The 26,284-nt window shown below is 43.7% G+C and carries 27 protein-coding genes and 1 pseudogene; 18 read left to right on the forward strand and 10 right to left on the reverse strand.

What is annotated here, in order from left to right; all coding sequences use genetic code 11:
• The first annotated feature begins 1 nt into the window (after position 1).
• The 3 genes from B3600_RS23455 (at position 2) to B3600_RS23465 (ending at position 6,153) form a co-directional block, all read left to right on the forward strand.
• Positions 2 to 3,454: a SusC/RagA family TonB-linked outer membrane protein gene (locus B3600_RS23455; RefSeq protein WP_286754610.1), complete on the forward strand. Its 3,453-nt coding sequence runs from the start codon at positions 2 to 4 to the stop codon at positions 3,452 to 3,454.
• Positions 3,455 to 3,522: 68 nt separating this feature from the next.
• The gene (locus B3600_RS23460; RefSeq protein WP_286754611.1) at positions 3,523 to 4,872 is read left to right on the forward strand and encodes a RagB/SusD family nutrient uptake outer membrane protein; all 1,350 of its coding nucleotides are present in this window, start codon (positions 3,523 to 3,525) and stop codon (positions 4,870 to 4,872) included.
• A 54-nt stretch (positions 4,873 to 4,926) separates the two neighbouring features.
• Positions 4,927 to 6,153 carry a TlpA family protein disulfide reductase gene (locus tag B3600_RS23465; RefSeq protein ID WP_286754612.1) on the forward strand — a complete coding sequence of 409 codons (1,227 nt, stop codon included), beginning with the start codon at positions 4,927 to 4,929 and terminating at the stop codon, positions 6,151 to 6,153.
• A 100-nt stretch (positions 6,154 to 6,253) separates the two neighbouring features.
• On the opposite strand, the gene B3600_RS23470 is transcribed toward B3600_RS23465, so the two are convergent.
• The 4 genes from B3600_RS23470 to B3600_RS23485 form a co-directional block, all read right to left on the reverse strand.
• Complete coding sequence (locus tag B3600_RS23470) at positions 6,254 to 6,478, reverse strand: hypothetical protein (RefSeq protein ID WP_286754613.1); 225 nt, start codon at positions 6,476 to 6,478, stop codon at positions 6,254 to 6,256.
• 33 nt (positions 6,479 to 6,511) lie between these two features.
• Entirely contained in the window at positions 6,512 to 6,646 is a 135-nt protein-coding gene (locus B3600_RS23475; protein ID WP_286754614.1) for a hypothetical protein, read from the reverse strand.
• A gap of 326 nt (positions 6,647 to 6,972) precedes the next feature.
• The gene (locus B3600_RS23480; protein ID WP_286754615.1) at positions 6,973 to 7,983 is read right to left on the reverse strand and encodes a helix-turn-helix domain-containing protein; all 1,011 of its coding nucleotides are present in this window, start codon (positions 7,981 to 7,983) and stop codon (positions 6,973 to 6,975) included.
• Between the two features lie 51 nt (positions 7,984 to 8,034).
• Complete coding sequence (locus B3600_RS23485) at positions 8,035 to 8,436, reverse strand: hypothetical protein (protein WP_286754616.1); 402 nt, start codon at positions 8,434 to 8,436, stop codon at positions 8,035 to 8,037.
• Positions 8,437 to 8,787: 351 nt separating this feature from the next.
• Between B3600_RS23485 and B3600_RS23490 the strand changes: the two genes are divergently transcribed.
• The 9 genes and pseudogenes from B3600_RS23490 to B3600_RS23530 all read left to right on the forward strand — a co-directional run bounded on the left by B3600_RS23490 (position 8,788) and on the right by B3600_RS23530 (position 14,256).
• Entirely contained in the window at positions 8,788 to 9,819 is a 1,032-nt protein-coding gene (locus B3600_RS23490; protein ID WP_286754617.1) for a hypothetical protein, read from the forward strand.
• The gene (locus B3600_RS23495) at positions 9,782 to 10,228 is read left to right on the forward strand and encodes a helix-turn-helix transcriptional regulator (RefSeq protein WP_286754618.1); all 447 of its coding nucleotides are present in this window, start codon (positions 9,782 to 9,784) and stop codon (positions 10,226 to 10,228) included. The genes B3600_RS23490 and B3600_RS23495 overlap by 38 nt, the downstream gene beginning before the upstream one ends.
• Before the next feature lie 488 nt (positions 10,229 to 10,716).
• Positions 10,717 to 11,361, forward strand: coding sequence for a DUF6266 family protein (locus B3600_RS23500; RefSeq protein ID WP_286754619.1), 645 nt, complete (start codon positions 10,717 to 10,719; stop codon positions 11,359 to 11,361).
• A gap of 1 nt (position 11,362) precedes the next feature.
• Complete coding sequence (locus tag B3600_RS23505; RefSeq protein ID WP_286754620.1) at positions 11,363 to 11,767, forward strand: DUF5675 family protein; 405 nt, start codon at positions 11,363 to 11,365, stop codon at positions 11,765 to 11,767.
• A 386-nt stretch (positions 11,768 to 12,153) separates the two neighbouring features.
• Positions 12,154 to 12,453: a hypothetical protein gene (locus B3600_RS23510; RefSeq protein WP_286754621.1), complete on the forward strand. Its 300-nt coding sequence runs from the start codon at positions 12,154 to 12,156 to the stop codon at positions 12,451 to 12,453.
• Complete coding sequence (locus B3600_RS23515) at positions 12,440 to 12,610, forward strand: hypothetical protein (protein ID WP_286754622.1); 171 nt, start codon at positions 12,440 to 12,442, stop codon at positions 12,608 to 12,610. The genes B3600_RS23510 and B3600_RS23515 overlap by 14 nt, the downstream gene beginning before the upstream one ends.
• A gap of 230 nt (positions 12,611 to 12,840) precedes the next feature.
• On the forward strand, positions 12,841 to 13,392 hold the full coding sequence (locus B3600_RS23520) for a TetR/AcrR family transcriptional regulator (protein ID WP_286754623.1): 552 nt from the start codon (positions 12,841 to 12,843) through the stop codon (positions 13,390 to 13,392).
• 18 nt (positions 13,393 to 13,410) lie between these two features.
• A pseudogene (locus B3600_RS23525) lies at positions 13,411 to 14,073 on the forward strand (sialate O-acetylesterase); the annotation flags it as partial.
• A gap of 24 nt (positions 14,074 to 14,097) precedes the next feature.
• Complete coding sequence (locus B3600_RS23530) at positions 14,098 to 14,256, forward strand: hypothetical protein (protein WP_286754701.1); 159 nt, start codon at positions 14,098 to 14,100, stop codon at positions 14,254 to 14,256.
• 218 nt (positions 14,257 to 14,474) lie between these two features.
• On the opposite strand, the gene B3600_RS23535 is transcribed toward B3600_RS23530, so the two are convergent.
• Positions 14,475 to 15,317 (reverse strand): AraC family transcriptional regulator, encoded by an 843-nt coding sequence (locus B3600_RS23535; RefSeq protein WP_286754624.1) that lies wholly within the window; start codon positions 15,315 to 15,317, stop codon positions 14,475 to 14,477.
• Positions 15,318 to 15,405: 88 nt separating this feature from the next.
• Here B3600_RS23535 and B3600_RS23540 point away from each other — a divergent pair, with 88 nt between their 5' ends.
• From B3600_RS23540 to B3600_RS23555, 4 genes are all read left to right on the forward strand, one after another.
• Positions 15,406 to 16,353, forward strand: a complete 948-nt coding sequence (locus B3600_RS23540) for an NADP-dependent oxidoreductase (protein ID WP_286754625.1) — start codon at positions 15,406 to 15,408, stop codon at positions 16,351 to 16,353.
• Between the two features lie 108 nt (positions 16,354 to 16,461).
• A complete protein-coding gene (locus B3600_RS23545) occupies positions 16,462 to 17,055 on the forward strand; it encodes an NAD(P)H-dependent oxidoreductase (RefSeq protein ID WP_286754626.1) in 594 nt (197 codons plus the stop codon).
• 188 nt (positions 17,056 to 17,243) lie between these two features.
• A complete protein-coding gene (locus B3600_RS23550; RefSeq protein ID WP_286754627.1) occupies positions 17,244 to 18,068 on the forward strand; it encodes an SDR family NAD(P)-dependent oxidoreductase in 825 nt (274 codons plus the stop codon).
• A gap of 52 nt (positions 18,069 to 18,120) precedes the next feature.
• A complete protein-coding gene (locus tag B3600_RS23555; RefSeq protein WP_286754628.1) occupies positions 18,121 to 19,011 on the forward strand; it encodes a helix-turn-helix domain-containing protein in 891 nt (296 codons plus the stop codon).
• 212 nt (positions 19,012 to 19,223) lie between these two features.
• Here the strand turns inward: B3600_RS23555 and B3600_RS23560 are convergent, their stop codons facing one another.
• The 3 genes from B3600_RS23560 to B3600_RS23570 form a co-directional block, all read right to left on the reverse strand.
• Positions 19,224 to 19,748 (reverse strand): hypothetical protein, encoded by a 525-nt coding sequence (locus tag B3600_RS23560; RefSeq protein ID WP_286754629.1) that lies wholly within the window; start codon positions 19,746 to 19,748, stop codon positions 19,224 to 19,226.
• Between the two features lie 11 nt (positions 19,749 to 19,759).
• Positions 19,760 to 20,917 (reverse strand): zinc-dependent alcohol dehydrogenase, encoded by a 1,158-nt coding sequence (locus tag B3600_RS23565; protein ID WP_349676827.1) that lies wholly within the window; start codon positions 20,915 to 20,917, stop codon positions 19,760 to 19,762.
• Positions 20,918 to 21,092: 175 nt separating this feature from the next.
• Positions 21,093 to 23,387 carry an excinuclease ABC subunit UvrA gene (locus tag B3600_RS23570; RefSeq protein WP_286754630.1) on the reverse strand — a complete coding sequence of 765 codons (2,295 nt, stop codon included), beginning with the start codon at positions 23,385 to 23,387 and terminating at the stop codon, positions 21,093 to 21,095.
• A 48-nt stretch (positions 23,388 to 23,435) separates the two neighbouring features.
• Here B3600_RS23570 and B3600_RS23575 point away from each other — a divergent pair, with 48 nt between their 5' ends.
• The gene (locus B3600_RS23575; RefSeq protein ID WP_286754631.1) at positions 23,436 to 23,858 is read left to right on the forward strand and encodes a MarR family winged helix-turn-helix transcriptional regulator; all 423 of its coding nucleotides are present in this window, start codon (positions 23,436 to 23,438) and stop codon (positions 23,856 to 23,858) included.
• Positions 23,859 to 24,007: 149 nt separating this feature from the next.
• Here the strand turns inward: B3600_RS23575 and B3600_RS23580 are convergent, their stop codons facing one another.
• A complete protein-coding gene (locus B3600_RS23580; RefSeq protein ID WP_070566561.1) occupies positions 24,008 to 24,256 on the reverse strand; it encodes a hypothetical protein in 249 nt (82 codons plus the stop codon).
• Positions 24,257 to 24,457: 201 nt separating this feature from the next.
• The gene (locus B3600_RS23585; protein ID WP_286754632.1) at positions 24,458 to 25,552 is read right to left on the reverse strand and encodes a S41 family peptidase; all 1,095 of its coding nucleotides are present in this window, start codon (positions 25,550 to 25,552) and stop codon (positions 24,458 to 24,460) included.
• A gap of 274 nt (positions 25,553 to 25,826) precedes the next feature.
• Here B3600_RS23585 and B3600_RS23590 point away from each other — a divergent pair, with 274 nt between their 5' ends.
• The gene (locus B3600_RS23590; RefSeq protein ID WP_286754633.1) at positions 25,827 to 26,183 is read left to right on the forward strand and encodes a response regulator; all 357 of its coding nucleotides are present in this window, start codon (positions 25,827 to 25,829) and stop codon (positions 26,181 to 26,183) included.
• Positions 26,184 to 26,284: the final 101 nt, after the last annotated feature.

A 26,284-nucleotide genomic window follows, 5' to 3' on the forward strand; every position in this document is an offset into this window, starting at 1 on the left:
GATGAAACACAGATCAAATCTGATGGCTGCCTTATTGGATAAGGTAGCATATCTGGCAGCTATAAAGGATGCCGCAAATAATAATTTTAAAAAAGTACCATTTACGTGGGGTAAAAAGCACCCCTTCGATTGTATAGTATATAGCTTGAGGCAGATGATGTCGGCATGTACCCCTGTGCCGATGCCAAAGAGTGTAAAGGGAATGTTTAGCATAAGGACAATTCTAATCCTGTTCCTTATGATGTTCAGTTTTCATATGTTTAGTTTATCAGCTCAGACGCCCCGCAAGGACAGCGGGGCGGAAGGGCTGTTATCTATCAGTGGTAAGGTCTTATCGGGGGTAGACGGAAAACCCATCCAAGGGGTGTCCATCCAGTTGCAAGGTGAAAAGGGTAGGGCTTCGTCCAAAAATGATGGTTCCTTTTCGTTAGCAGTTTCCAATTCTAAAGGCACAGTTGCATTCTCCCACATGGGTTTCAGGCGATTAGAACTGGCTTATGTTGCTGGGGTATCGTTGCAAGTGAAATTGATACCGATAGAGAATCAATTGGAAGAGGTGGAAATAGTTTCTACGGGTTACCAAAAGATTCCGAAAGAAAGGGCGACTGGGAGTTTTGAGTTTGTGGACAACAAGCTACTCAATCGCAAGGTTTCCACAGATTTTATAAGCAGGCTGGAGGATGTTGTACCTAGTATTACCTCCGTCAAGACATTTGCAGCCGGGCGCGGCAATTATCCAAATATTTACATCCGTGGGAATAGCACAATCGGCCCCAATCGTTGGCCCTTGATCGTGCTCGATGGGATGCCTTATCAGGGTGACTTTAATAATATCAACCCCAATGATATTGAGAACATCACCGTGCTCAAAGATGCTGCAGCCGCTTCAATCTGGGGAGCACAGTCTGGAAATGGCGTTATCGTAATCACCTCCAAGAAAGGTGTGCTCGAACGTCCTTTTGAATTGTCTTTGAATTCGAATCTGACAATAGCTGCCAAACCTGATCTATACTATCAACCGCAGATGAATTCTTCGGATTTTATTGATGTAGAAAAAACTCTTTTCGATCAGGGTTACTATGACTGGATGTTTAACGATATCTGGAATAATTTTAGCCCCGCGGTACAGATCCTTCGAAAACAGCAGCAAGGAAATCTTACGGAACAGGAAGCTACTGCACAGATCGATCGGCTGCGCAACAGCGATATGCGGAATGATTTTGATAAATACATATATCGAAATGCAGTAAAGCAGCAATACAACGTCCAACTCAGTGGGGGAAGTGCTAAAGTAGCCTCTTTATTTTCTATAGGTTTTGACAAAAATAAAGGTGGAGTGGTGACTTACGGCAATGATCGGATTTCGCTGAGGAGTAGTCACGTCTATCGTCCATCTAAAACGGTGGATATGCAATTGGCAATTCAGTACGTTGAGAATAGAAACCGAAAGAGTGATGCGCCATTGGAATATAATAGCCTGGGTAATGGTTTTGGCAACTATCCCTACATGCAACTAGCAGATCAGAACGGTAAGCCCCTACAGGTTGAGACCGTAGGCATGAATCCGATGTTCCGGGATACTGTCGCCGGAGGTCGGCTCCTGGACTGGAATTATAGACCGTTAGCTGAATTAAATGAAACGTATAACCGGCGGACAAACAAAGAGGTGGTACTCGACTTTAATCTAAACTATGAAATCATAGCTGGATTGCGGGCTTCGCTCTATTACAGCTATCGGAATAATAATGGTCTTGAAGAAACCTACAGAAGTAAAAACAGCATCAGCATGCGCGAGATGATCAATTATTATGCTTCTTGGGATGACGAAAAGGTAAACTTTGCGGTGCCAGTAGGTGATTTTTATCAGCCGTTCAATCATTTAGGCCAGGCACATCAGGGTAGGGCACTGCTTTCATTTGATCGGAGCTTTGCAGGTAGGCATCGGCTGAATATGATCGCAGGAGCCGAGGTTAGGCAAAATGTTGAACGTGCTTCATCAAATGCCTATTATGGTTTTAACCCCGAGACTTATGCCTATGTCAACGTCGATTATACGCGCAATTATCCTTATCTGAATGGGATGGCAGGAGAGTTGACCATACCGGACTATAATGTGCTTACTAAATTGACCAATCGGTATCGCTCGTACTACAGCAACCTTGCTTACACGTATTTGGATCGGTATGTGCTCTCAGGGAGTTTTAGGAAGGATGGTTCAAACCTCTTTGGGGTGAAATCCAATAGTAAAGGACAGCCTTTTTGGTCTGCCGGACTAGCATGGGTGATGTCAAAAGAATCATTTATAGGGTTAAAAACGACTGACTACCTCAAACTGCGTGCTACCTATGGGTATAATGGCAATGTGAATAATAATACCTCGGCTTATCCGATAATCAATATTCAGACAACACCACACTTTATCACTGGGCAACCCTATGCTACCATGCAATCGCCGCCTAATCCCCGTCTACGGTGGGAAAGGGTCGGTACATTGAACCTGGGGCTGGACTTTGCTTTTTTCCATAATCGGCTGAGCGGAGCAATGGAATATTATGATAAAAGGCCAAAAGATCTGATCGCCTCTTCCCGCATAGACCCGACATCTGGTTTTAATAGCCTCGTTGTCAATAGTGCCGATCTGCATGGCAGAGGAGTAGATATTTCCATTAATTCGGTCAATATCAAAAAGAATTACTGGCAATGGTCTTCTAATCTTGTATTCGCCTACAACCGGACCAAAGTGGCTAAGTCATACATCGCTAATCCGACGGCCTCCAACTTTATCGGTGGAGCATTTGGCAATTTGATGACGCCCGTAGAGGGGGCGGACCTGTATACCGTATACGCCTACAAATGGGCCGGCCTTGACCCCGAAACAGGGGAAGCTAGAGGTTACGTAAATGGTGAGATTTCGAAGGATTATAGCCAGATCTTTAACAATACGACGGTATTTGACCTGGATAATCATGGTACGGCAATGCCCGTCTACTTTGGCTCTTTACGTAATAATTTGAGCTGGGGTCCGGTGGAATGCTCGTTCAATATTGCTTTTCAGCTCGGGCACGTATTTATGCGAAGTACATTGAATAATACCAGGCTGATCTCAGATCGCGTAGGCCATGCAGATTATGCAAAAAGATGGCAGAAACCGGGAGATGAAGCTTTTACTGATGTACCGGTATTTACATATCCTGCAAATTATTATGCAGATTACTTTTACGAAGCATCTTCGCCACTCGTAGAAAATGCAGGGATCATCAAATTGAGGGATATTCAGCTAACCTATCATTTACCATCGCTGCAACGACTTAAATATAAAAGTGCTTCGGTATACGCCTATATGGCAAATATCGCTACACTATGGCGGGCTAATAAGTTGGGAATAGATCCTGAATTTGGCAGGAGCAGCCCTGACCCCTTGGCCGTTTCAATCGGTGTTAACTTAAAGTTTTAGAAACAAAAAATCGCGTATTGAATATTTTTTTGTTCATAACATATTGTAAAATATATAATTAAAGGAATATGTTTAAGAGATTATTTAAATGGATGGTTTCCTCATTCTTGCTGCTATCGAGCTGTAACAACTATTTGGATTTAAAGCCCGACGCCAAAATGGTTATCCCCAAGACATTGGAAGACTGTGAGCTGCTGCTCAATGATTACAGCACCATGAATACCAAGTATCCCAGTTATGGAGAAGTGGCTGCGGACAACTATTACCTGACTTCATCCTCATGGAAGGCTATTTCTGATATTGACGAACGTAATGTATACATATGGTCGGATGAACCGATTGTATCGACTAACCAGTGGCAGGGCCCCTATAAAGCTATTTACCAAGCGAATCAGGTTATATCGGTATTGGCGGAGATCACGGATCATTCAGGTGATCGATGGAAGATATGTAATGCGGGCGCGCATTTCTATCGGGCATTTGCTATGCAGCAGTTGATGCAGGTGTTTACACCGCCTTACGACAAGGACACTGCGCCAGAAGCCCTCGGCTTGCCGATAAAGCTTTCGCCGAACCTGGGGGAGCGCTCGGTAAGGGCTTCGCTCTATGAAACCTGTCTTCAGATTATAAAAGATTATACACTCGCAGCACGTGATCTGCCTCTACAGGCAGAAAATAAAGGTTTGCCCGGCAGGGCAGCAGCCTACGCTGGCTTGGCCAGACTTTATTTGAGCATGCAAGATAATGAGCGGGCATTTCAATATGCAGATTCTGCGCTAGCCCTGCAGCCTGTGCTGTTAAACTATAATAGTCTCAATGCTGCTGCCAGCCTGCCGTTTGCAAGATTCAATGCTGAGGTACTCTTTCCGGCAACGAGTTCTTCCAGCTATGCCTTGGGGCATAGCTATGCACTTGCGGATACGGCGCTCTTTAGGAGCTATGCGACAAATGATCTGCGACGAGGCCTCTTTTTCAGACAGACGGGCAATGGGATGGTGTTCAAAGGTTCGTACGATAATTCACTATCGGGAATATTCGTGGGCCTCACAACGGCCGAGATGTATTTGACAAGGGCAGAAGCTGCCGCACGCCTCGGCCAGCTTGATCTGGCAACCGACGACCTAAATACATTCAGATCAGTTCGCTATAAGGCGGGTAGTATAAGTCCTTTCGAAAGTGCCAATGCAACCGCGCTGCTAAATGAGGTGCTGCTAGAGCGGCGGAAAGAGTTAATTTTTAGAGGGCTGCGCTGGGCAGATCTAAAAAGGCTCAATCAAGAGGCAAGCTCTGCGCAGACACTGACAAGGATGCTAGATGGAAAGTCATATACGCTGAAGCCTGGTAGTAAAAAGTTTGCAATATTGATTCCCCAAGTAGCCATCCAAGAGTCGGGTATGACGCAGAATGCCCGTGATTAAACGGGTATTATATATTTAATAGTGAGTTTCTAAAATAATATAAATCAAGAAGTAATGAAAAGAAATATAATGAAAGTAGTTTTGTTTTCCATAATGGTGTTATTGCATTTAAACAATGCATTTGGGCAGAGTAGAGGCTTAAAGATAAATGACAAAATGCCAAAGCTAAATAAAGTTGAGTTGATCGGCAGCACGATGGAGCTGAGTAAAAAACCGTCGGTTGTAATCTATGATTTCTTCGATACCTATTGCGTCAGCTGTATCGAAAGTATGCCCAAGCTCAAAGCCTTACAAAAGAAGCTGGGAGCTGAAGTGCAAATTTATATGGTCACCTGGCAGGATAGGGCAACCATCGAAAAATTTTACCAGAACAACAAGTTTCTGAAAGAAAAGGACGCCATCCTGCCGACGATTATAAATGACAAACAGCTCAAAGCGCTATTTCCGCATGCTGGAGTCCCCCATGTGGCCGTCGTAAAGAATGGTATCGTCCGTGCTGTTACCTTTAGTGATTTTATAACGGTAGATGGAATAAACGAACTGCTGCGTAAAGATCATATAAAGGCTTCCCTGAAAGATGATTATATGCAGCTCTCTGATGTGAAAAACAATGCCAGCGATGGGATTGCTTCGGTTGTACTCAAGGGCTATTCAGAAGACTGGCCACAATGGGAAGGTATCCAGGAAACGAAGACAAGTGCTGGTACAACAAAAATTACACTTTCCAACAATGGTATCTTACGGACCTATAAGGCCCTGTTGAGCCGTATCAAAAAGCCGACATACCTTTTGGGAAGTAACCGTATCATCTGGGATAACGTAAATAGGGATGTGTTGGATTACCCCGAAAATACAGGCGGGATTCAAAAATGGCTTACGCAATATGGAATTTGCTACGAGCGGAAGAGTTCGATACCGATGGATAGTGTATTAATGACGCATGCAGTAATAAATGATTTAAATCTTTTCTTGGGTTTGGATGTTCGCTTTGAAAAACGGAGAATACCTTGCCTGATTCTTCAGGAGGATGAGACAGGCCTTCGCGCTGCCGCTGATCCGAATGATGGACGACAGGGCATGGAGGGGACCGGTGTATTGACATTTTTAGTAGACTATAGTGGCTTATTTCCGCCAGTCTATGATGAGGTGAATAAAAAAGATCGGATCAAACTGGGCGATTTTACTAACCTGGAAGAGCTCAATAAACAGATGCAGGGTCAGGGGCTAAAATTTGTTGAAGGAGAGCGGGAGATGGAAGTGCTGGTGGTGTCTAAGAGATAAATCTATTAAGATCCCAAAAACAGAAGCGGGGGATTATTTCCCCCGCTTTATTTACAGCATATTTATCCTAAAATAAATTGCTTCTTGTTATGCAGCATTCTTATGGAGTACTTCTCAATCTTACGTTTGAGGAAGGACTATTATTTTGAAGCGCTACAATCATTTCATTTTTTAATGAATCTGTTAAGTCTGGTTGTCCACTACCATTGTCGGTAGCATTGACAGCACAAATCTTGGTTGATCCACTACAGGAAGGTGTCGTAACACTATTGTAATGCGACGGATTTGTCGGATTACCTCCTGCATTTAATTGAAACCATGCCATAATGCAAAATTCTAATTAGTCAATTCTTGTTCATTAATCAGCTACACCCAAGATGTATCCGGTGTCACAGATTCTGCCGGAGCTGGTCGAAACGCCGCACTGTGCCAGTCCTTTTTGATTATTGCTATACCGTACCGACACACGGGAATGTGGTAAACCTGCGTCCATGCCGGTCGCGTACAGGGCCGGCACAGCAGCAGGTTGCTTGACGCAAAAGCTTTATCTTGGCCAAGCCAGCATACGTTCGCTGCACCAACTGTGAAGGCCATGGCCGATGCGGGGTTCTCAAATCCGCGGCGAATGGTTTCTCGTTTAAAGAATGCATCCTGACTCGTTCTGTACGCTGTATATGCTCTTGCTTGATCATACTTTTCTGTTTATAAATTCACCCAGTCCTAGGGGTGTATGGTTCATAATTCAAAGTTAGATACAGCCGGGGCGCAAAATTTGACACAGTCCGTTGGATGATTTGACAAAACCCGCGAATCTACTTGCTAACTGCTGTCTTTTGGAGGGCGCATTTGATATTGGAACTTTTTTGGAGACAGTCCGCTCTCACTTTTGAAAAACCGGCTGAAACTTGAAATTTGGCCAAAGCCACATAAGTCTGACACAAGGTGTACGCGTAAATCCTGACAAAGTAAGTGTTTTGCCTTTTTTAGCAATTCTCGATTACGGTGTTGCAACAGGGTTTCTCCATAGCGTTGCATATGGTATCTATTGAGCTGATCTTCTTGTATATGTAGACTGTCAGCGATATCTTTTATCCATGTCATTTCCTCGGTTTCAGCGATGCGCTTACTGATCAGTTCCCGCGCCTGTTCGACCAAAAGATCTTGGTGGTTGAGCAGCCCTGCGGCTTTCAACATCTTATTTTTGCTCAAAAGGAGCAGATCCTGAATCGTATGGAGGATAATGCTTTTAGGGATCAGGGGCTTTTTATTGAGCTCTTCCGTAAGTTCGGAGAATGTCCGTCGTGTTTGCTCCATAGCCGCAAAATCAAGACTGACACGGTACTGTGCGAGTTTGCCTTTGTGTGCAGCGATAAGGCTGGCTAGATACTCAAAGCCAGGCACACCACCGATGTGCAGCAGATCTAGCGGGAGGGTAAATCCTTGAATATGATACTTTCCAGGTTCGAATTTTAGCGCAATTATCGTCTCAGGGGCATAAAAAAATGCGCCATGTTGGGGACGAAAAATAAATTCGACATCGACCTGTGGCTGGTTGTAATGGATCGGAGCACGCCCTGCGAGATGGTAGAGCAGGTGTGTCTGCGGGCTGCGTATGTCAAAGCGAATTGTTGTTGCACTGCTCACCTCCAGTTGGTAGCAATAGCTCTCCAGATTTCCTGTCTCTAGATACTCCTCAAAGATGCTAATTTGTTGATTGCAGAGCAGTCTGGTTCGGCTATCGGGTAGCCGCTGATGAAAGGATTTTGTGAGCGTACTCTTGCTCACAAAATCCATTTCTGCTTCTATCAACCTGAATGATTCGGTCTGCATATAGCTGTTAATTTTGGGGAATATGCCACGTCTGTTTCGGGGAAACGTGGATCAGCTACGTGCTGCATTCCGATAAACAATGCGGATAGAAAAATAACCTGTCGGCAACAAGCTGTTCGCAACAGGTAAATCACTGGATGAATTGTATCGTGAAAGGATGATATCCTTGGGTGTATCCTCGTCCTCATCAACTGAGCTGCTTTCTTTTTGAAAATCAACCGCTAGATTGTTGTTCCAACTATCAGCAATCCCGATGCTAAGTTCGGTTTTGAGTGCGAGCGACATGGTGTTCAGATATTGAATCTGGCTGAGACGGAGATCAAAATAGGCCAGCATAAAGCCTTCAAAGTCACTCATGACAAAGTTGATCATAGCAAGACGGTCGGCATAATTGGCAGTCAATACAACTTGTTGCAGGTCGTTAACACCTGCTTGGTCAAATGTTCTTTTCATATTTTTGCTGTTATGTAAAACCACAAATAAATCGGCTAGAACCACGGAAAACAAGTGTTTCGATCAGATATGACAGGATTCCGTATATTTTGACGGAATGTTTCATAGAGCAATAAGTGTTATTTTGAAGAAATTTTGTAAATTTGAGATAAGTTCTTTTTGTAAAGCCTATTACCTAACCCATTTGTAAGCATGATGCGATCGGATAAATTAAATCAACGAAAAAGTTTGTTTTCGTCTTTATTAAAAATTGTATCAGGTCGATGGGATCGAATATTTTTTTATTCCCTATATATTTTTTTTTGCTTCATCTTTTCTTTGATCATAAATTTAGGTTCCGCGGGTAGCAAGATGGCTGACCGTATCCATAGCAAGCGCTTTATGGCGGTATGGATCGGAACGGTTTTGCTGCTGTTGGTCTACGCGATGCTGATCAGCTATATGCATACGGCTTTGGTACTCCGGAAGCGGTTCAGTAGAAATACCAAACTAAATTTTATAATTTATATAGTCTTCTCGTCCTGTGTTATCCTGGCTCTTCACGGAGTTGTGCTGGAGGTATTGCTGCCTGACAGACCAGGATTAATATTGCTTTCGCGATGGTATCTGACAACAGATTTTTGGTTTTTCTTTCCTATCGTCGCCGCATATATACTGTTTGTACATCGGTTTCCAAAATGGGTATTGCTGGACTGGCTACCCTTTGGACAGATGACGATTCATCTACGGGCACCGAAATTCCAGACGGATCAACATCAGGCGCTACTTTTATTGGAAGGGGGATCCGGAACTTGTGAAAATCAAGATGCCCGTGAACATGTGACCGAACAGCTGGTTAAAAGCCCAAGGCAGCTCTCCTGGGATAATGGCCAGACGACAACGCTGGATCTCTCGTCTTTGACAAAAGCAGAATCCCAGGCAACACTGTTCAGTCTATGGCAGCGCGATCGGGACCGGCTAGCATTGATGGTATATCTCTTGCGGAAATGGGAGGATGAAAAACCGACAGACGGTACAACAATAAAATGTCTGAACGCGGTGATTATCTATAAAGAACAACGTACGGCTGATGTCTATTTGCATGACGGTAAGTTTTGTCGGATAGATGTGACGACAAAAGTGCTACGTGAAAATCCCTGGTTAGTGAAAATAAGGGCCAAGGTATACGTCAATATGTTATACTTTCGTGTGCCAGTAGATCAGCCTACAAAGCTGGAATTGAATGCTGAAATTAAAGAAAAACTGCAACGATGGTTGCCAGAAGATAAACTTAGGATGCTAGTCACACCCTCGCGTGATCTCAGCAAAAACTTAAAAGATTTTTGGGGAATAGTAAAGACGCTGGATGAAAGGACACTGGAAGAAGAATTTGATCTGGCATAAAATGGATGTATTGTTTAACGCTGTGGTAGTGGGGCTCCCGGTTCAATCCCAATTGGACGATAGGCTCGTTTCGGCAACCAGCATTTCTAATAGCATGGTTATGTTAAATTTAATGAATCGCATATGTGACCTTTTGGAGGTCATAACCTCCTTACTGCAAGCGATATTGAAGCATATAGCGGAAGAGATGAATAAGCTTCCTGTTGAAACAAAAGATACAGCCACCAACCTGGATCATATGCTTGATATCGCCGATGTGCTCGACAAATTGGGTATTTCAGAATCGAAGTATTACCGGCTGGTCCGTGAAGGAAAGCTCAAGCCGAGGAAGCTGGGCAAGCGGCACTATTATTACCTGTCGGATTTACACCAGCAACTGGACGAGAGTAGGCGGAGGGGGCGGATTTAGCTAATTGTCAATGAGGGGCCTTTCGGCTCCTTTTTAATTTTCAGCAAGCTAGCGAACTCAGTTCCTTGAGGTAGGTATGCTTCGGCAGTGGTTCGGAAACGCTGTGGCTGTCGTTCGGCTCTGCTCCGACACAGCTAGGGGACATGTTCGACGCTCCTTCGGGTGAGCTTCGGCAACTCTTCGACTGGGCTTCGACTCCCAGCCGAGCAGCACCCGAACAATTCCCGAACAGCAGCCGAGGCTGTGTCGAAGCTGTCTGCAATCTGTACCGAATACATCCCGAAGGAAATCCCATAACGACCCAAAGGACAGCCGAGCATCTGCCTATTCTTTAAAGTTGACAGGCAATGACAGCACTGCCTGTCGTATAATATCATTCCCTGTACTTGTTCGCCTACTGAAAAAAGTCCTACTAATTTAGCTCTTGCTAGCAAAACAAAGGCTGCTCATGACAGTCGTAATTATTTATCAATCAAACATGTATAGACATGGCAAGATTCTTAAAAGGTATACACGGGGCCTACTCTGGGAAAGTGGGAAGTGTAATAGGAAGTAGTTGGCGAGGTGTGGATTATGTCCGCTCGCTCTCCAAGATTACAAACAAAAAAGCGAGTGAAGGACAAGTGGCACAGCGGACAAAATTCGCAACGGCGGTAGCTTTTCTTTCGCCGATCAAGGATTTACTCAACCTGGGCTATTCGGACAAATTGCAGGGTAAAGCAACAGGATACAACAAGGCGTTGCAATACCTCATGAACTATGGGGGCATCAAAGGCACTTACCCGGCATGGGAAATAGATTATGCGAAGGTTCTTATTTCCAAGGGCTCGTTGGCCAATCTGATGGGCGTGGTATGGTCGGAAGCTTTTCCGCAGGAGATCATGTTGACATGGGAGCCGGAGCTCAACAAGTTTAACGCTTTCGCTGATGATTCGGTTATTCTGTTGATGTACAACAGCAACAAGAATTTCTTTAGTATCCTAGAGTCGGCGACTCGGGAGGAAGCAAGCCTGGGTTTCAAGCTGCCTGCTAGCTACTCGGGTGACACACTGGAAGGCTGGGTATTTGCCGGTCATCAGGATGGTGTCAAAACCTCACCGAGTTTCTATCTGGGCAAACTATCCATTAGCTAATATGGCTGTTCAACACACCCTGCTGCTCCTACGAAAGTATGGAGCACAGGGAACCAATGGAAGTATCAGTTATCGGGGTGAGCATATCTGCAATACCATTGAATTGCCAGATCGTAACAACCTCCCTCGTATCAGCTGTATTCCAGTAGGTCGGTACAAGCTGGAGAAACGGCGTTACCCCAAACATGGGGAACAAATTGGCATCCCGATAGTGCTCGGCCGTGAAGCAATTCTAATTCACGCGGCCAATAATGCGTTGAAAGAATTGCAGGGCTGCATTGCCCCGGTGACGAATTTAACGGGTGAAGGCACAGGGGATTACAGTGGTAAGGCTTTAGCAAAACTTAAAGCGCTGGTGTATAGCCTGTGGGATATGGGGGATGAAGTGTATTTGAATATTCGGTAGCAATTTGGAGGACATGAATTTGCGCTGCATTCCTTTGTGCCATCTTCTTAGCAATATGACTGCATAAATCAAACTCGCTTTGCTCGGACAGTGACTTATGCTATCGTCATATTGCGTCAGCGATAGGCAGTCGCAATGCCTGGCTTTCAATTCTTTGTCCTCCTATATTGCTCGAATAAATAAGGAGTGATGGGGGGAGGAATAGATCATTGCATTCTTTAGTGTCATCCCGTCAAAGCTTGACAGTCAGAAAGCTATATTTTCTATTCTTGGCCCTTCCTAATTATCGAAGCAAAAGGTATGGGATGGAAGCGGAATGCTAGCTTTCAATTCTTTGTCCTCCTAAATGATCGAATACTAGGGTTTGACGGAGTAAAAGAATAATTATGAAAAAAAACTTAAACAAAATAGGACAGGTGCTGCAAGTGGTTCTTGCGGCGCCTGTTAAATGGCCCGGAAAGGTGGGCAATATATTGAAATATATCGCCGTAGGCCTGGGGATATTGGAAACAGTGATGGAAGAGGAAAAGCCACCACCTGAACTTCCACCTGAAAAGGAGGAACTCTTCGCTCTGCCCACTCACGAAGAGCGGGACGCTGCCGCGATTGACCGGGTAGATAACCTGACTGACCGCGAGGCAATGCAGCAGCATACGGAAAGGAGCGAAGCTGATGAAATGGAATGATATTCGTATCTCAGCCCTAGGCGGTACGCTCTGCTCCATCTGGGCCAGCATCTCGCTAGGCGATGTGCTGCAGACTGCTTTGACAGCGGCGCTGGGCACCTTGATCAGTTTCGCCACGAGTAGATTATTGGCGAAGTTGGGCAAACGAAAGCGATGAACGGCGGTAATTTAGGCGTATCTACGGGTGCGCCTAACTTCTGTAGGGCTTCGACATATTGTACTGTTATCAATTTTGGAATTCGTTCGGGATCAGATGGAAACAAATTTTTTCGCATTATTATCGAGGGGGCACAGGCCGTATTGTCAATAAATTGAGGATAAGCGTAAAAATAATTTTTTCATTTTTTTTGACACTAATTTGAGACATGTGTCATATATTTGTGTCAAATGAATAAACACAAATTAATAAATAGTGCTGTAGAAGTTTTAAATGAGGATTTTCATGCGCCATTAGAAAGGGTAGCCGAAGTTGCTCAAATAAGCAAGCGAACTTTGTACCGATATTTTAAAGACCGAGAGGCTCTTATAACAGCCTGCTATGCCGACATGCTAGAAAATTGGTATCAGGCTATGGTAACAGCCTTCAACAGCGATAATGATCCGATCAAACAATTGGAGGCGATGTTACATGCTGCTATTGACTGCGGCGTAAAGTATATTTTCTTACACACTTTGGAGGAGAAGCATGTTGATGTTGCAGACATGGATAAAGATAAAATATTGGCTTATGAACGAACAAAAGAAAAATGGTTCGCCATGGTTCCTGAATTGCAGGAGAAACATATTATAGACAATCGTTTATCAGCTCCCTGGATCAGACATCTCTTTGAGAGCATGGCAAGGACAAGTGTAAAGGCATTAAATTCTGGTGATGTTGCTCCAAATGATCTCAAAAAATTTGCGTGGTTGTCTTTCAGCCGCAGTATAGGTATTCGATAATCTACTAAATATAATAACATGATAAAGTCTTTTTTGCTGATAGGGCAATCAAATATGGCGGGCCGTGGTAATCAAAATTCCGTACCTCCAATAATTAATGAATCAATAAAAATGCTTCGTAATGGTCGTTGGCAGATAATGTCCGAACCAATACACAACGACAGGCCTATGGCCGGTGTTGGGCTTGCATCGTCTTTCGCTGCCTCGTGGCATGCAGACAACATTGGCGAGGAAATCGGCCTTATCCCTTGTGCCGATGGCGGTACCAGCCTGAACGACTGGCAGGTCGGCGGCGAACTTTTTGACCATGCTATTTTTCAGGCAAAACTTGCTCAGCGCAGCAGTAAGTTATCGGGAATTCTATGGCACCAGGGAGAAAACGATTCATCTGCAGAACTGGCCGCAAAATATGTCGATAAATTTGATGTTATTGTCAATGAGCTACGTAATCAGTTAGAGGTTCCTGATGTTCCCCTTATTATTGGTGGAATAGGCGATTTTTTGCCCCATGGGCAGTTCGGGGCACATTTCCATGATTATTATTTAGTTAATAACGCCTTATAGGAATATGCAGCATCACACAGTAATTGTCATTTCGTTACCGCAAAAGGTTTGACTGCCAACGAAGACCAAATCCATTTCGACGCGAAGTCAGTTAGAAAATTCGGGCTTAGATACTATCGCGCATTTTTAAATGCAGCAGATGTGACTGAAGCTTTAATGGATGAAGACGAATTGCTGGAAAAGATTTATAGACGTGAATCGTCGGCCAATGAGCAGAAATTTGTTTTAGAGGTACAATTTGCATCTGGAAAAATCGCATTTAAAGAATTCCATGAACAACTGAAACTGATCGGTAAATAAGGTAATAATTTATCTCAGCCCTAGGTGGTACGTTATGTCCCATCTGGGCTAGCATTTCGCTAGGCGATGTAGCGCAGACGGTATTGACAGGCGCGCTGGGTACCCTTGTCAGTTTTCTGACAAGCCGTATGATTGGTAGATGGAACAATAAGGGGCGAAAATGATACTTGATGGTATTAACTGAGTAAAGCGCACTCCTGCAGTGCGCTTTATTGATATCAATCAGCAACTTTAATAGCTGAATCACGGTATTGCTTTAAACTCATTCCTTGGTGTCGTTTGAAAAACTTATTGATATGACTTTCGTCTGCAAAACCAAATTCATCCGCTATTTCGTGCACTCTTTTATCGCTAAAACGTAAGCGATGTTCAATAAGCCTGATGCGATATGAGGAGATATATTGCTGAAGGGATTCATTGCATTGTTTACGAAAATAGCTACCCAAATAAGTTGGAGAAAGATCGAATCTTTCCGCTATGACAGCGATTGTCAAACGTGCTGGATAACGAATATGTTCTTGAATATAATCCAATATCTGCAAGATACGATTGTCTGCATGTGGACTTATATTTTTGGGTTTAATAATGGCAATATTTCTCGCAGCAATGACAATCAAAGCATTGACTAAATGCCGCACCAGATCTTCCGTATATACAGATTCCTGGATCAGCGTTTGTTGGATGTGTTGAATCAATGAGCTAACCATTTTCTTATCATCCTGGTTGATCAACACAGATCCAGCTAAATCCGACGCATTGTGCAACAGACATTCGATATGATCAATACTTTTCCATTGATATTCTCGCACATAGTATTCTCCGAAACGGATAACCATAAATTCACAAATACTGCCAAGATCAAAAGAATGGTAATCCTTTGGCGTGATAAGAAAAAGATCACCGGGTTCAAACGGAAGTTCATTACCATTGATGCCATGTACACCATTCCCAGATAGTACATATACAAATTCAAAAAAATTAAACTGTCGATCCCGAAGTGGGCAACAATTTACTTTTTCATAATAGACCTCCAGCGATTTAGAAATATTCTCTCTTGCCATAAATGCAAATATACCCAAATGTACTCGATATATACCTGTTAAAAGGTGTTATATAGGGCTAATTTTGTATAATTCAACGTAAGAATAAATGAAAGCGATAGTTTTAAAAGAGTTTGGAGATACAGAAAATCTCCTTTACAAAGAGATTGAAATGCCTTTAATTAAGGCTAATGAGGTTTTGGTCAGAGTGAAAGCCATAAGTATTAATCCAGTAGATTATAAAGTAAGAAATCGACAAGCTCCTTTGGCAGAAGATCTAGTACATTTTGATCCTTTAATTTTAGGTTGGGATATTTCGGGAGAAGTTGTGGCGGTAGGAGCAGATGTTACTGAATTTAAAGTTGGGGAAGAAGTATTTGGTATGGTCAATTTTGTAGGTCATGGAAAAGGTTACGCCGAATACGTGGCAGCTCCAATTGCTCATTTAGCGCTAAAACCCAAAAACATCACACATATTGAAGCAGCGGCTAGTACGATGGCTGCCTTAACAGCATGGCAAGCTTTTGATAGTTATGGAAAATTGAGATCAGGAGATCGCGTATTAATTCACGCCGCTTCAGGTGGTGTTGGTCACTTTGCTGTACAGATTGCCAAATATTTGGGAGCCTATGTGATCGCCACTGCATCTGCCCCAAACAGGGATTTTGTTTTGGGATTAGGAGCTGATGAATGTTTTGATTACAGAATGAAGCCATTTGAAGAAGTGTTACACGATCTTGATTTTGTAGTTGAGTCGATTGGCGGAGCTAACTTTCAAAAATCCGTACAAGTATTAAAGCCATTCGGAACCATTGTAGCCTTAAATTCAGGATACACAAAAGAGGATGAACAGAAAGCAAAGGAAAAGCAACTTCATGCCTGCTATTTTATGGCGGTATATTCCAGTAAAAAAGATATGGCTATTATAGCTTCTTTTTTGGAGCGAGGTATATTAAAACCACACGTTTCGCATGTGTTCGATTTTGATGAAATGGCGCAGGCACATTTGCAAATAGAAACGGGACGAACTGTTGGGAAAGTGGTTGTCACTTTATAAAAAACATAGATAAAGAATTCGCACAAGCTATCTTGGATAGTTCGTACAGTGCAATCACTTTTACGAACAGCAGATAGCCTTGTTTAAGTACATCATAAATATATTGAAATGATAAAAATACTCGTTATAAACGGACATCCCGATAAAGAAAGCTTCAACACAGTCATTGCAGATCGGTATATTAAAACGGCGCTAGATCTAGGGGCCGAAGTCCGATATATTCATATTGGAACATTAGATTTTAATCCCAATTTGCAATTTGGTTATCGGCAAAGAATGGAACTTGAACCTGATCTGTTGAAGGCTTTAGAAGATATTCACTGGAGCGATCATCAGGTGTGGATTCATCCCATCTGGTGGTTGGGTATGCCTTCGATTATGAAAGGATTTATTGATAGAGCTTTTCTTCCGGGAATTACTTTTAGAAGTCATAAAAATCAACCAACTGAAGGTTTGCTAAAAGGAAAAACAGGACATATCATCACTACGGCTGGCGATATGTCGTTGGAAGTGTACCAAGATGTTTATAAATCCAGCGGACTCGTTCAGTTACAAAAAGGCATTTTGGAATATTGTGGAGTAACGATCATTCAACATGATTTTATAGGTCCTGTGCACGAATTCAATGCGACGGATTATCAAGAAGTATTGGACAATGTGGAAGCAATTGCTCAAGCAGATATAAATCTCATTGCTAATTAGGATAACAAATTTCATACGAAGGAGAATAGTGAAGCATCCCTCAGGTAAGTGAAGCGTATAAACTCCTGGTGGTGAATAGATGTATCCGCGTCGAGTAGCGTGCCGTAAATCTGTGCTATTCTTTAGCTCAAATGAGTTAGTCTCCCCGTACCAATAGCGGTAATTTTGTATAAACAAAAGAATAAAAAATGAGCAAAATAGTTTTTATAACAGGAGCTTCCAAAGGATTTGGAAAATTATGGGCTGAGGCCTTACTGCAACGCGGCGATAAAGTAGCCGCCTCGGCAAGAAATATTGCTGCATTAGCAGAGCTGAAAGCGGCTTATGGCGACAATATACTCGAAGTGGAATTGGATGTGAACAACCGCGAAGCTGTTTTTTCCGCTGTGAACAAGATCAAAGATCATTTTGGACGGATCGATGTGCTGATCAACAACGCGGGATTTGGCTTATTTGGTACCACCGAAGAAACCTCCGAGCAGCAGGCCCGTGATCAGATGGAAACGAATTTCTTCGGATCCCTGTGGGTGGCGCAAGCGGTATTGCCGATTATGCGGGCACAAAAGAGCGGCCATATTATTCAGGTTTCCAGTTTCCTTGGCTTAACTACGATTCCTTTATTGGGTTTATACAATGCCTCAAAATTTGCCGTAGAAGGGCTTATCGAAACCATCGGTTCGGAAACCGCGCACTTAGGCATCAAAACGACCTTGATTGAACCAAACGGTTTTGCGACAGACTGGGCAGGAGCATCTGCGGTGCAGACTTCTTCGGATATTACCGATTATGATGCCGTGCGTGCAGCTTTTGCAGCGACGGGTGATAACCCCGATACCTGGGGCAAAGCTGAAGCTACGGTAGAGCCTGTGCTAAACATCATCGACAGTGAAAATCCGCCCAAGCGTTTGTTGTTCGGTAAAATTGCCTATCAGGTAATCAATGATGTGTATACGCAAAGGCTTGAAGATATCCAGCACTGGAAAGAGGTCAGCATTGCAGCGCACGGACATTAAAAAACCGCTATTTCCGGTAGAATATTGTTTAACTTTGATAAAATGAAAACCGATGCAACATTATAGAACCCTGACAGAACTTCATCTGGGCAATCGTTGGGCAGCGCCGCAGCATCCGCTCTTCAGCTTGGTCGGCTGTCTTTCCGATTGTAAGTTGGGGGATAGGGAATTTACCGCCGACTGTTATGTGATTGCGTTCAAGAAAATCAAATCCGGCAATCTAATGTACGGGCGTACGCGCTACGATCACGATAACGGATGTCTTTTCTTTGCAAAACCCCGGCAGATCATCGAGATGAAAAACCTGGAATTTGAAGAAGAGGGCTATATGTTGATGATCCACGAAGACTACCTGCATGGCTATGAACTTTTCAAGGAAATCGAAAAATACAGTTTTTTCGATTATGAGGTGAACGAGGCGCTGCATCTTTCCCCGAAAGAAGAACAGCTAATTTTGGAGCTCTATGCAAAAATCCAGGACGAATACGAGAATAATCCCGATGAATACAGCCGTGAAATTATGCTGAGCCATGTTTCTTCGATCCTGAAATATGCGCAGCGCTATTACAAAAGACAGTTTATCGATCGGGCGCAGGTGAGCGGCAAAACAGCATCCAGGTTTAATGATCAGCTTCGCAATTATGTCAATCAGGGCCTGCTAGCCAAAAGCGGCTTACCCAATGTGGCCTTCTTGGCCGATCAGCTCTTTGTGTCGCCACGCTACCTCAGTGACCTGCTCAAGCAGGAAACGGGCAAGACGGCCATGGAGCTGGTCCATATTTTTATGATTTCAGAAGCCAAGAATTTACTGCGTCTAGGGGAGAAGGGTGTCGCTGAAATTGCGTATGAACTCGGTTTTGAAAACCCATCCTATTTTACCCGACTTTTTAAAAAACAGACGGGGATGAAACCCTTGGAATTTAGAAAATCCCAGTTGAACTGATAGAAGCTAAGCTGTTATAAGTCACAGGAAAATGAACCATTTTCCTGTGACTCTCTGTTTGTGTTCAATCACTTACATCGACCGTTTAATTTTCGGGCGAGAGATGCTGTACTGCTATTCGTCGAGCGCAGGTATTTGTCGCGCAGTCGACATGCGACAGCGTTTCAGCGCCAACAGCTCGTGGAGAGGATCGATTAATGGGATAGGATCGATCACTTCATTTTTCTTTTCGAGCAAAACTGATAGGCCACCAACCCAATCGCAAGACCGGCCACAATAGATTTGCTGATAAAGGCCTTTTTATTAAATTTCCATTCAGCGCCTAGGCCGAGTTCTTTGGCGATATTAGGGAGATGGCCTTTTGCGATATCCTGTGCCACGCCTTCCAGCATATTGACGCGGTCTGCCAGGACTAGTGGAAGCCAGCGTCCGTAGCTTGATTCGCTGTATTTGAAAGCGATGCGCCGAATTGCGCCACTCAGGCCGCTTGGTGGACTGCTGGTACCATAGACTGCTGTCAGATTGGGTCTTTCCACAGATTTGAGTATTTCAACCGTCTCTTCCTGTAGTGGAGGCCGTTGCCAGGCATATCCTTGGTGTTCTTCGTTATTTCGTTTTTTAATGGGGAAGGTCGGATCATTCCTGGGGTCAAAATCGATCCCCCAGCCCTTGATGTAGCTATAATGTCCTTTTCTATCGTTGATAAATTCTTCGGGTGTTGTTTGATCTGTTATCATAATAAAATATCTTAAGTTGAAGCCAATGGTGGGATTAACACGGTCTTGATGCAGTTGTCCAATTTGGAAGAGAAAAGGTGATAGGCATCGCCCACTTCCTCCAGTGGAACCCGATGTGTAATCAGTTCCTTTGGATTGATAATGCCGTCTTGTACATGTTGGATCAGTTTTGGCAAAAGCCGCTTCACCGAGGCCTGATTGGCCCTTATCGTAATCCCTTTATTGAGCACATTGCCTATCGGGACCAGACTGTTATTCGGACCATAAACACCGACGATCGACACGATGCCGCCCTTTTTTACACTGTTAATTGCCCAATGAAGTGCTGTAGTAGATCCGCCTTGAAGCATCATGTATCTTCCTAAAAGCGTATTCATCGCATTTCCGGCAGCTTCACAACCTACGGCATCAATACACACATCGGCCCCCAGCGAATCGGTAATTGTCTTGATAAAAACAACAGGATCGCCTATAGACCGGAAATTGACGGCCTCACACTGCGCATAGCGTTCGGCAAATTCAAGCCGATAGTCCACCTGGTCAATAATAATGACGCGTGCTGCACCAAACAGCCAGGAGCACTTGGCAGCCATAATACCGATAGGGCCAGCGCCAAATACAACCACGGTATCGCCGGGCTGTATGCCAGCCATTTCGGCCGCCTGATAGCCTGTAGGCACTACATCGGTCAACAAGACCGCGTCGTCGGGGTCCATCCAGTCGGGGATCACCACAGGGCCTACATCGGCATAGGGCACCCGCACATATTCGGCCTGCCCGCCGGCATAGCCCCCTGCGGTATGCGAATAGCCAAAGATGCCACCCACGGCGGTGGCTTCGGGGTTCGACTCATGGCAGTTGCCGTATAATTCCTGCCGGCAAAAAGCACATTTGCCGCAGGCAATGTTAAAAGGGACCATCACCCGGTCACCCACTTTCAGATTTTCTATTGCCGCTCCGACCTCAACTACCTCACCGATAAATTCGTGACCGAAAGTAGAGCCTACCCGGGTGTCGGGTACCAGTCCATGGTAGAGATGCAGGTCTGATCCGCAGATACAGGAACGCAGTACCCGGACAATCGCATCCTGCGGATGGAGGATTTCTGGCAATGGGGCATTTTTATCTGCGCGCACGCGATAGGGGCCCCTGTAATTCATTGCAAGCATAATTTCGAATTTTTAATCTATCAAAAAAGCCAGCGCCCGTTCGAAGACACTTACTTAGGGAAGGGATGTGCTGCGCCATTCGTTTGGCTACTTTGCGGATAGCGGATTTATACGTTACAGTGCGTATTTAAGACACTCCAGCCATCAAATTGAATTTATAGGGTATTTCAACGATTCAAAATGTCCGCTTCTTCTCGTCTTTCTTAGGGTTAGTAGGGCCGTTACGGAGATGTTGGCGCAGACATGACCCCGTCACCGAGACTTTATCCTGGAGCAAATCGGCAACTGTTCCTGTAAACACCACGGTGCCACCATATTTGCCTGCTCCAGGGCCAATATCGATAATCCAGTCGGCCTGCGCGATGACATCGAGGTTATGCTCGATAACGATCAACGTATTGTCGTTGTCCACCAGGTTATTGATAAAGTTTAATAGCTTTTCGGTATCGTTTGGATGTAAGCCTGTGCTGGGTTCATCAAGCACGATAATCTTGTTGGAGTTTTTCAGTTCCTTGGTCAGTTTCAGACGTTGTCTTTCCCCACCCGAAAAGCTGTCCGACCGTTGCCCTAAGGTCAGATAGTCCAGGCCGAGTTGGAGCAACATGTCAAAGGACTGGCGGTAGATTTTGTCCGGGAAAAAATCATAGGCTTCTGCGACGGTCATATCCATTACCTCAACAATATTTTTGCTGTGGTAATGATATTTTAAAACCTCGGGCTTAAAACCGGAGCCAGCGCATACTTCGCAGGTCTGTTCAATATCATCCATAAAGGCCAGATCAATTTTTTCGATACCGATACCTTTACAGTTTTCACAGGCCCCCAGGCTATTTCGGCTAAACAATTTTTCGGATACCTGATTTGCTTTTGAAAACAGTGCACGTATCGCATCCGATAAACCCAAATAGGTCAATAGGTTGGAGCGCGCACCTGTGGAAAATAACGACTGGTCAATAATGGTGGCCTCTGGATAAAATTTGGGCAGCACTTTGTTGATAAGCGTACTCTTACCGGAGCCCGCCACGCCGGTAACCACCGTCATCACCTTCTGGGGAATCTTGACCTGGATGTCTTTCAGATTATGCAGATTGGCGTGCCTGATTTCCAGATATCCCGCTGCAGATCTTGGCTCGTTGTTAATTTGGGGGGCTTTGGCAAAGTACCGGCCTGTTTTTCCGCTGGATGTTTTTAGTCCTGCAACCGTACCGTTATACACAATCTCGCCACCGTTTTTTCCCGACGCTGGTCCCATATCGATGACCCGATCGGCTATGCGGATCAAATCGGGGTCGTGCTCCACAAGCAATACGGTATTGCCTTTATCGCGGATCTGTTTAATAATTGCGGCGATGTTCTGTAAATCCATTGGATGAAGGCCGATGCTCGGCTCGTCGAAAATATAGAGTAAATCCGTGAGGCTGCTCCCCAGGTTCCGGACCATTTTGATGCGCTGGCTTTCTCCGCCCGACAAGGTGTCTGTACGTCTATCCAAGGTCAGATACTGCAAACCGATGTTGACGATATGTTGAAGTTTATGTTTCAATTCGGTAAGGATGACATCAAAAGTGCTGGAATGTAAAGAAGCAACAAATTCCAGCAGCTCATCGATCGAGAGCGCGGTACAGTCGGCAATGCTTTTTCCTGCTATTTTGCAGGACAGAATCGTATCATTCAACCGTCTTCCCTTACATACAGGGCAAGTTTTGGTAATGATCGTATGGCTTAACGCTTCTTTTCGGCTCAGGATTTCCTTCGATTGCTTCTTGAGGAATGCTTTCTCAATGCGGGGGATAATGCCCTCATACTGTACCGTTTTACCCCATTCCCGGGCAGGATGTTTGGGTTTGTGTTCGGCGGCATGCAAAAGGAGCTCCCATTCCTGCGGCGTATAATCATTCAGTTTTTTGTCGTTGTCAAAATAGCCTGACTGGGTGTAGCGTGTCAGGCGCCAGCCACCCGGTTGAAAGGTCGGAAAGCGGATGGCCCCCTCGTTCAGCGATTTTTGCTTGTCGATAAGGCGATCGACATCTACGGTCTGCACCATGCCCAGCCCTTCACAGGCCTTGCACATCCCTAAGGGATTATTGAATGAAAAGGCATTTGAATAGCCTACAAAGGGTGTCCCCATACGCGAGAAAAGCAGGCGGAGGGAAGCATAGATATCGGTGGCCGTTCCTACGGTCGAGCGTGCATTGCCGCCCAATCTTTTTTGATTGATGATAATGGGGACATTCAGGTTGTCGATTTTGTCGACATCAGGAACGCCGATATGCTGCAGCCGGTTTCGGATAAAACTGCCCTGTGTTTCGCTAAACTGCCTTTGGGCTTCAGCACCTATTGTTTCAAAGACCAAAGACGACTTGCCCGAACCGGAGACTCCTGTAAAAACAGTAATCTTTTTCTTTTCGATCTGTACAGAAATATTCTTGAGATTATTTTGCCGGGCGTGTATGATGTTTATGTGTTCCATAATCATTAACTTTGGTAATTATTAACTAAGTTAACTATTTTACGGGTGATGAACAAAACCGAACGCAAATTTTATGAAGTATTTACCGATTTACAATGCTTCATCTTGGCCAATATGAATAGGGGCGACATCAATGGTGTAACAGCGACCCACTATAATATGATTGAATATATTTACCGTCACGATCATTGTATCGTAAAACAGATCGCGCAGGCCTTTCATATAAGTCCGCCCGCAGTTTCCAAACAGCTCAAATTTTTGATCGCTAATAATCTCATTGAGCAGCAGCAGTCCTCGGCCGACCGCCGTATTTTCAATTTGAGCGTAACGGATCAGGGCAAGTTCATCATCGACAATTCGGAGAATTTCAGGGAAACCGTGGCCAAAGAAGCGGCTAAAAGCCTGTCGGAAGAGGAATTAATTAAGCTGAGCGAATTGCTCGATAAGGTGTTGACAGGAGTGAAAAAATAGTCTTTAAACGGAAAAGGCAGCCACTTCTGGCTGCCTTTGCTCGTACGTATATTATTCGTAATCCTGTTTTGTTAGGCATCATCCCAAGAGGGGAGCTAAAGAACACAGTCTTTCGATTGCGTATGGCATTATGGACTGATCAAACGCTATTAATGGCTTAACTGTAATTTTCCAATAAAGGGGCGGTTATCAACCGTTAGAATAGCTTCTTTAAGGGAATAGCATAGCTGGTAGCTTTCGCTCAGTGCCTTTTTGCTAGCTTCTATTTTGTCTTTTTCAACCTTGTCGACAATCCAGGTTGGGTTTAACGGATCGGAATTAAATTTGGTGATTAATACGGTAAATCCTTCTTTCTGAGCACTGATTAAAGTGTCTTTTGTGATGTCTACTATTTTCATAGTGAGATAATATACAAAAAAAATATGAAACAGGATGTGCCAAGTTGAGTCGATGACCTAGCCGGCGTCCGGACAATTTTAACGCAAATGTACCTTCTTTTATGGATCCGACGCTAAAATTTGGCGATTCAGGCATCGGAATACCCATCGTAAAGCAGCTTGCAAAAAAAAATATATGTAACTAAACTTTTTATCTTAATTCTATTCTCCATTGAGGTGGTCGCGCACAAAATTTAGCCAATTCTTAGGATCAATGGTTTTATCAATAAAGACGTCCGGTTGTAATCCGATATCGTCTACAGGGAAGTCCGGAATACGGTAACTTTTAGATAATCCATAATACAGTTCAATATCGCCACAGGGTGATGTAACGATATTTACATTAGAAATATCAAGCATCCCTTTTGTTGTTCGACCGTACAATTTTACCTTTTTACTTTGCATGGCAGTCAATAGAAATTGCTCTGTCGTGCTCCCGTTATTTTCATTGATAACGATTCCGATGTTTTTGGGGTAGGGCTGAATGGTATCCAGCTTGGTTATGTTTACTTTTTTATTGAATAAATCAACATACTCACCTTTATTGGCCTGCAATTTTTCGTAGTAGTTTTTGAACGTCTTTTTAGACTCCTCGTCAAAATCGGGGTTTTGACTCAGCTCCAACATGCGTTGATTATTTAAATCAGTCGAATAAAATAATGCACCTACGGTTCTAATCGGTTGCGTGTATAAGAAGGGGATAAGACTACTATAACTCGCATCACTTCCACCTGGATTATTTCTGACGTCAATAATAAAGTTTTCGGTCGATAAGATGGTTGCTCGGTTGGCCAATATAAGGCTGTCAATCGCCTTCTTTTCGGATATTTCAAAATCAGGAATACGGAGGTAAACCGTGTTTTCATTTAATTTTTCGAAAAATGGCTTTGTAGCGTTTAATGGATTTAGGTCCTTTTCAATAGAAGGCTTATTTTGTTCGGTAACCTTTTCGGCTTTCTTTGTTTTTCCAATATAATTTACACCGATATGTCCATTACGAAAGAAACGGATCCATTGATTGAGCAATGTAGCACATTCCTGATTATTGGGCAATTGTTTTACTTTTTTGAGATATAGCGCATTGTGCAATTCATAAGCATCCCGGCCTTTCTTGCTGATGATGTATTGAAAACCGGCATCATTCTCTTCAAACGTTTTTTTTACCCACAAAAAATTGGATTCACAATTGCAGTTTTGGGCGAAATTTAAGATAGGTAAACTTAGCAATAGCCATAAAAATAGGACGCGTGTGTTCATGTGTATAATCAGAAATGTTAATAATTGTCGATCGTACAAATATAGACTAAAAATAGAAAATACACGCGTACACAGCGAAGAAAAGATGCATTAGTACGGATAAATCCTATTACTGATTTTGATTCGTCTTTATTAAAACTATAGTGGAACCTCGGCTGTCTATAGTGTACAGTTTATAAGATGCAAAGTCTGCTATATAATGGTTTACGCGGTTATTGTATAACCACTAGGGCCGATCTTATGAAACTATAAACGTATTAAAGATTCGAAAAAAATGAAAAAGAAAATAGTCATTTGCGATGATGAACTTCTTATTTTAGATGTATTAGCAATTGCCTTAGAAAGTGACAGCATAGAAGTGATCAGCACATCAAAAAGTACGGAACTTATCGCACTCATTGAAATTGCGCAACCTGACCTGTTGATTATCGACCTAATGATGCCCTGGTTGACCGGTGATGAACTTGTGCGCGAGCTAAAAACAGGGCAAAAATATAGCCACATGCCCATTATCATGATGTCTGCTAGTGCTAGAGCGCCAAGAGTAGCCGACGAATGCGGAGCAGATGCTTTTCTGGCAAAGCCATTTGAACTTGATGATCTCTATGATTTAGTAGAGAAAGTGATGTAAGGGGACCAAACTTAAAAATGTATCGGTTTCTCATGAAAAAAGCAGGCAGAACATATTGCGGCCAACTTAAAGTCGCAGTTTCGGGCTGGTAGTCACTTTGT

It is taken from the genome of Sphingobacterium sp. UBA2480 (genome assembly GCF_002341965.1).
Classification (GTDB): Bacteria; Bacteroidota; Bacteroidia; order Sphingobacteriales; family Sphingobacteriaceae; genus Sphingobacterium; species Sphingobacterium multivorum.

What these genes read in the sequence shown, in the direction of transcription:
- B3600_RS23495 (WP_286754618.1), top strand. Translation starts at nt 9,782, where the DNA reads ATGAAAGGACACTGGAAGAAGAATTTGATCTGGCATAAAATGGATGTA.
- B3600_RS23565 (WP_349676827.1), bottom strand. Translation starts at nt 20,917, where the DNA reads ATGCTTGCAATGAATTACAGGGGCCCCTATCGCGTGCGCGCAGATAAA.
- B3600_RS23485 (WP_286754616.1), bottom strand. Translation starts at nt 8,436, where the DNA reads ATGAAAAGAACATTTGACCAAGCAGGTGTTAACGACCTGCAACAAGTT.
- B3600_RS23470 (WP_286754613.1), bottom strand. Translation starts at nt 6,478, where the DNA reads ATGGCATGGTTTCAATTAAATGCAGGAGGTAATCCGACAAATCCGTCG.
- B3600_RS23500 (WP_286754619.1), top strand. Translation starts at nt 10,717, where the DNA reads ATGGCAAGATTCTTAAAAGGTATACACGGGGCCTACTCTGGGAAAGTG.
- B3600_RS23545 (WP_286754626.1), top strand. Translation starts at nt 16,462, where the DNA reads ATGATAAAAATACTCGTTATAAACGGACATCCCGATAAAGAAAGCTTC.
- B3600_RS23515 (WP_286754622.1), top strand. Translation starts at nt 12,440, where the DNA reads ATGAAATGGAATGATATTCGTATCTCAGCCCTAGGCGGTACGCTCTGC.
- B3600_RS23455 (WP_286754610.1), top strand. Translation starts at nt 2, where the DNA reads ATGAAACACAGATCAAATCTGATGGCTGCCTTATTGGATAAGGTAGCA.
- B3600_RS23475 (WP_286754614.1), bottom strand. Translation starts at nt 6,646, where the DNA reads ATGGACGCAGGTTTACCACATTCCCGTGTGTCGGTACGGTATAGCAAT.
- B3600_RS23550 (WP_286754627.1), top strand. Translation starts at nt 17,244, where the DNA reads ATGAGCAAAATAGTTTTTATAACAGGAGCTTCCAAAGGATTTGGAAAA.
- B3600_RS23585 (WP_286754632.1), bottom strand. Translation starts at nt 25,552, where the DNA reads ATGAACACACGCGTCCTATTTTTATGGCTATTGCTAAGTTTACCTATC.
- B3600_RS23555 (WP_286754628.1), top strand. Translation starts at nt 18,121, where the DNA reads ATGCAACATTATAGAACCCTGACAGAACTTCATCTGGGCAATCGTTGG.
- B3600_RS23460 (WP_286754611.1), top strand. Translation starts at nt 3,523, where the DNA reads ATGTTTAAGAGATTATTTAAATGGATGGTTTCCTCATTCTTGCTGCTA.
- B3600_RS23575 (WP_286754631.1), top strand. Translation starts at nt 23,436, where the DNA reads ATGAACAAAACCGAACGCAAATTTTATGAAGTATTTACCGATTTACAA.
- B3600_RS23520 (WP_286754623.1), top strand. Translation starts at nt 12,841, where the DNA reads ATGAATAAACACAAATTAATAAATAGTGCTGTAGAAGTTTTAAATGAG.
- B3600_RS23580 (WP_070566561.1), bottom strand. Translation starts at nt 24,256, where the DNA reads ATGAAAATAGTAGACATCACAAAAGACACTTTAATCAGTGCTCAGAAA.
- B3600_RS23490 (WP_286754617.1), top strand. Translation starts at nt 8,788, where the DNA reads ATGGCTGACCGTATCCATAGCAAGCGCTTTATGGCGGTATGGATCGGA.
- B3600_RS23560 (WP_286754629.1), bottom strand. Translation starts at nt 19,748, where the DNA reads ATGATAACAGATCAAACAACACCCGAAGAATTTATCAACGATAGAAAA.
- B3600_RS23465 (WP_286754612.1), top strand. Translation starts at nt 4,927, where the DNA reads ATGAAAAGAAATATAATGAAAGTAGTTTTGTTTTCCATAATGGTGTTA.
- B3600_RS23535 (WP_286754624.1), bottom strand. Translation starts at nt 15,317, where the DNA reads ATGGCAAGAGAGAATATTTCTAAATCGCTGGAGGTCTATTATGAAAAA.
- B3600_RS23570 (WP_286754630.1), bottom strand. Translation starts at nt 23,387, where the DNA reads ATGGAACACATAAACATCATACACGCCCGGCAAAATAATCTCAAGAAT.
- B3600_RS23505 (WP_286754620.1), top strand. Translation starts at nt 11,363, where the DNA reads ATGGCTGTTCAACACACCCTGCTGCTCCTACGAAAGTATGGAGCACAG.
- B3600_RS23510 (WP_286754621.1), top strand. Translation starts at nt 12,154, where the DNA reads ATGAAAAAAAACTTAAACAAAATAGGACAGGTGCTGCAAGTGGTTCTT.
- B3600_RS23590 (WP_286754633.1), top strand. Translation starts at nt 25,827, where the DNA reads ATGAAAAAGAAAATAGTCATTTGCGATGATGAACTTCTTATTTTAGAT.
- B3600_RS23480 (WP_286754615.1), bottom strand. Translation starts at nt 7,983, where the DNA reads ATGCAGACCGAATCATTCAGGTTGATAGAAGCAGAAATGGATTTTGTG.
- B3600_RS23540 (WP_286754625.1), top strand. Translation starts at nt 15,406, where the DNA reads ATGAAAGCGATAGTTTTAAAAGAGTTTGGAGATACAGAAAATCTCCTT.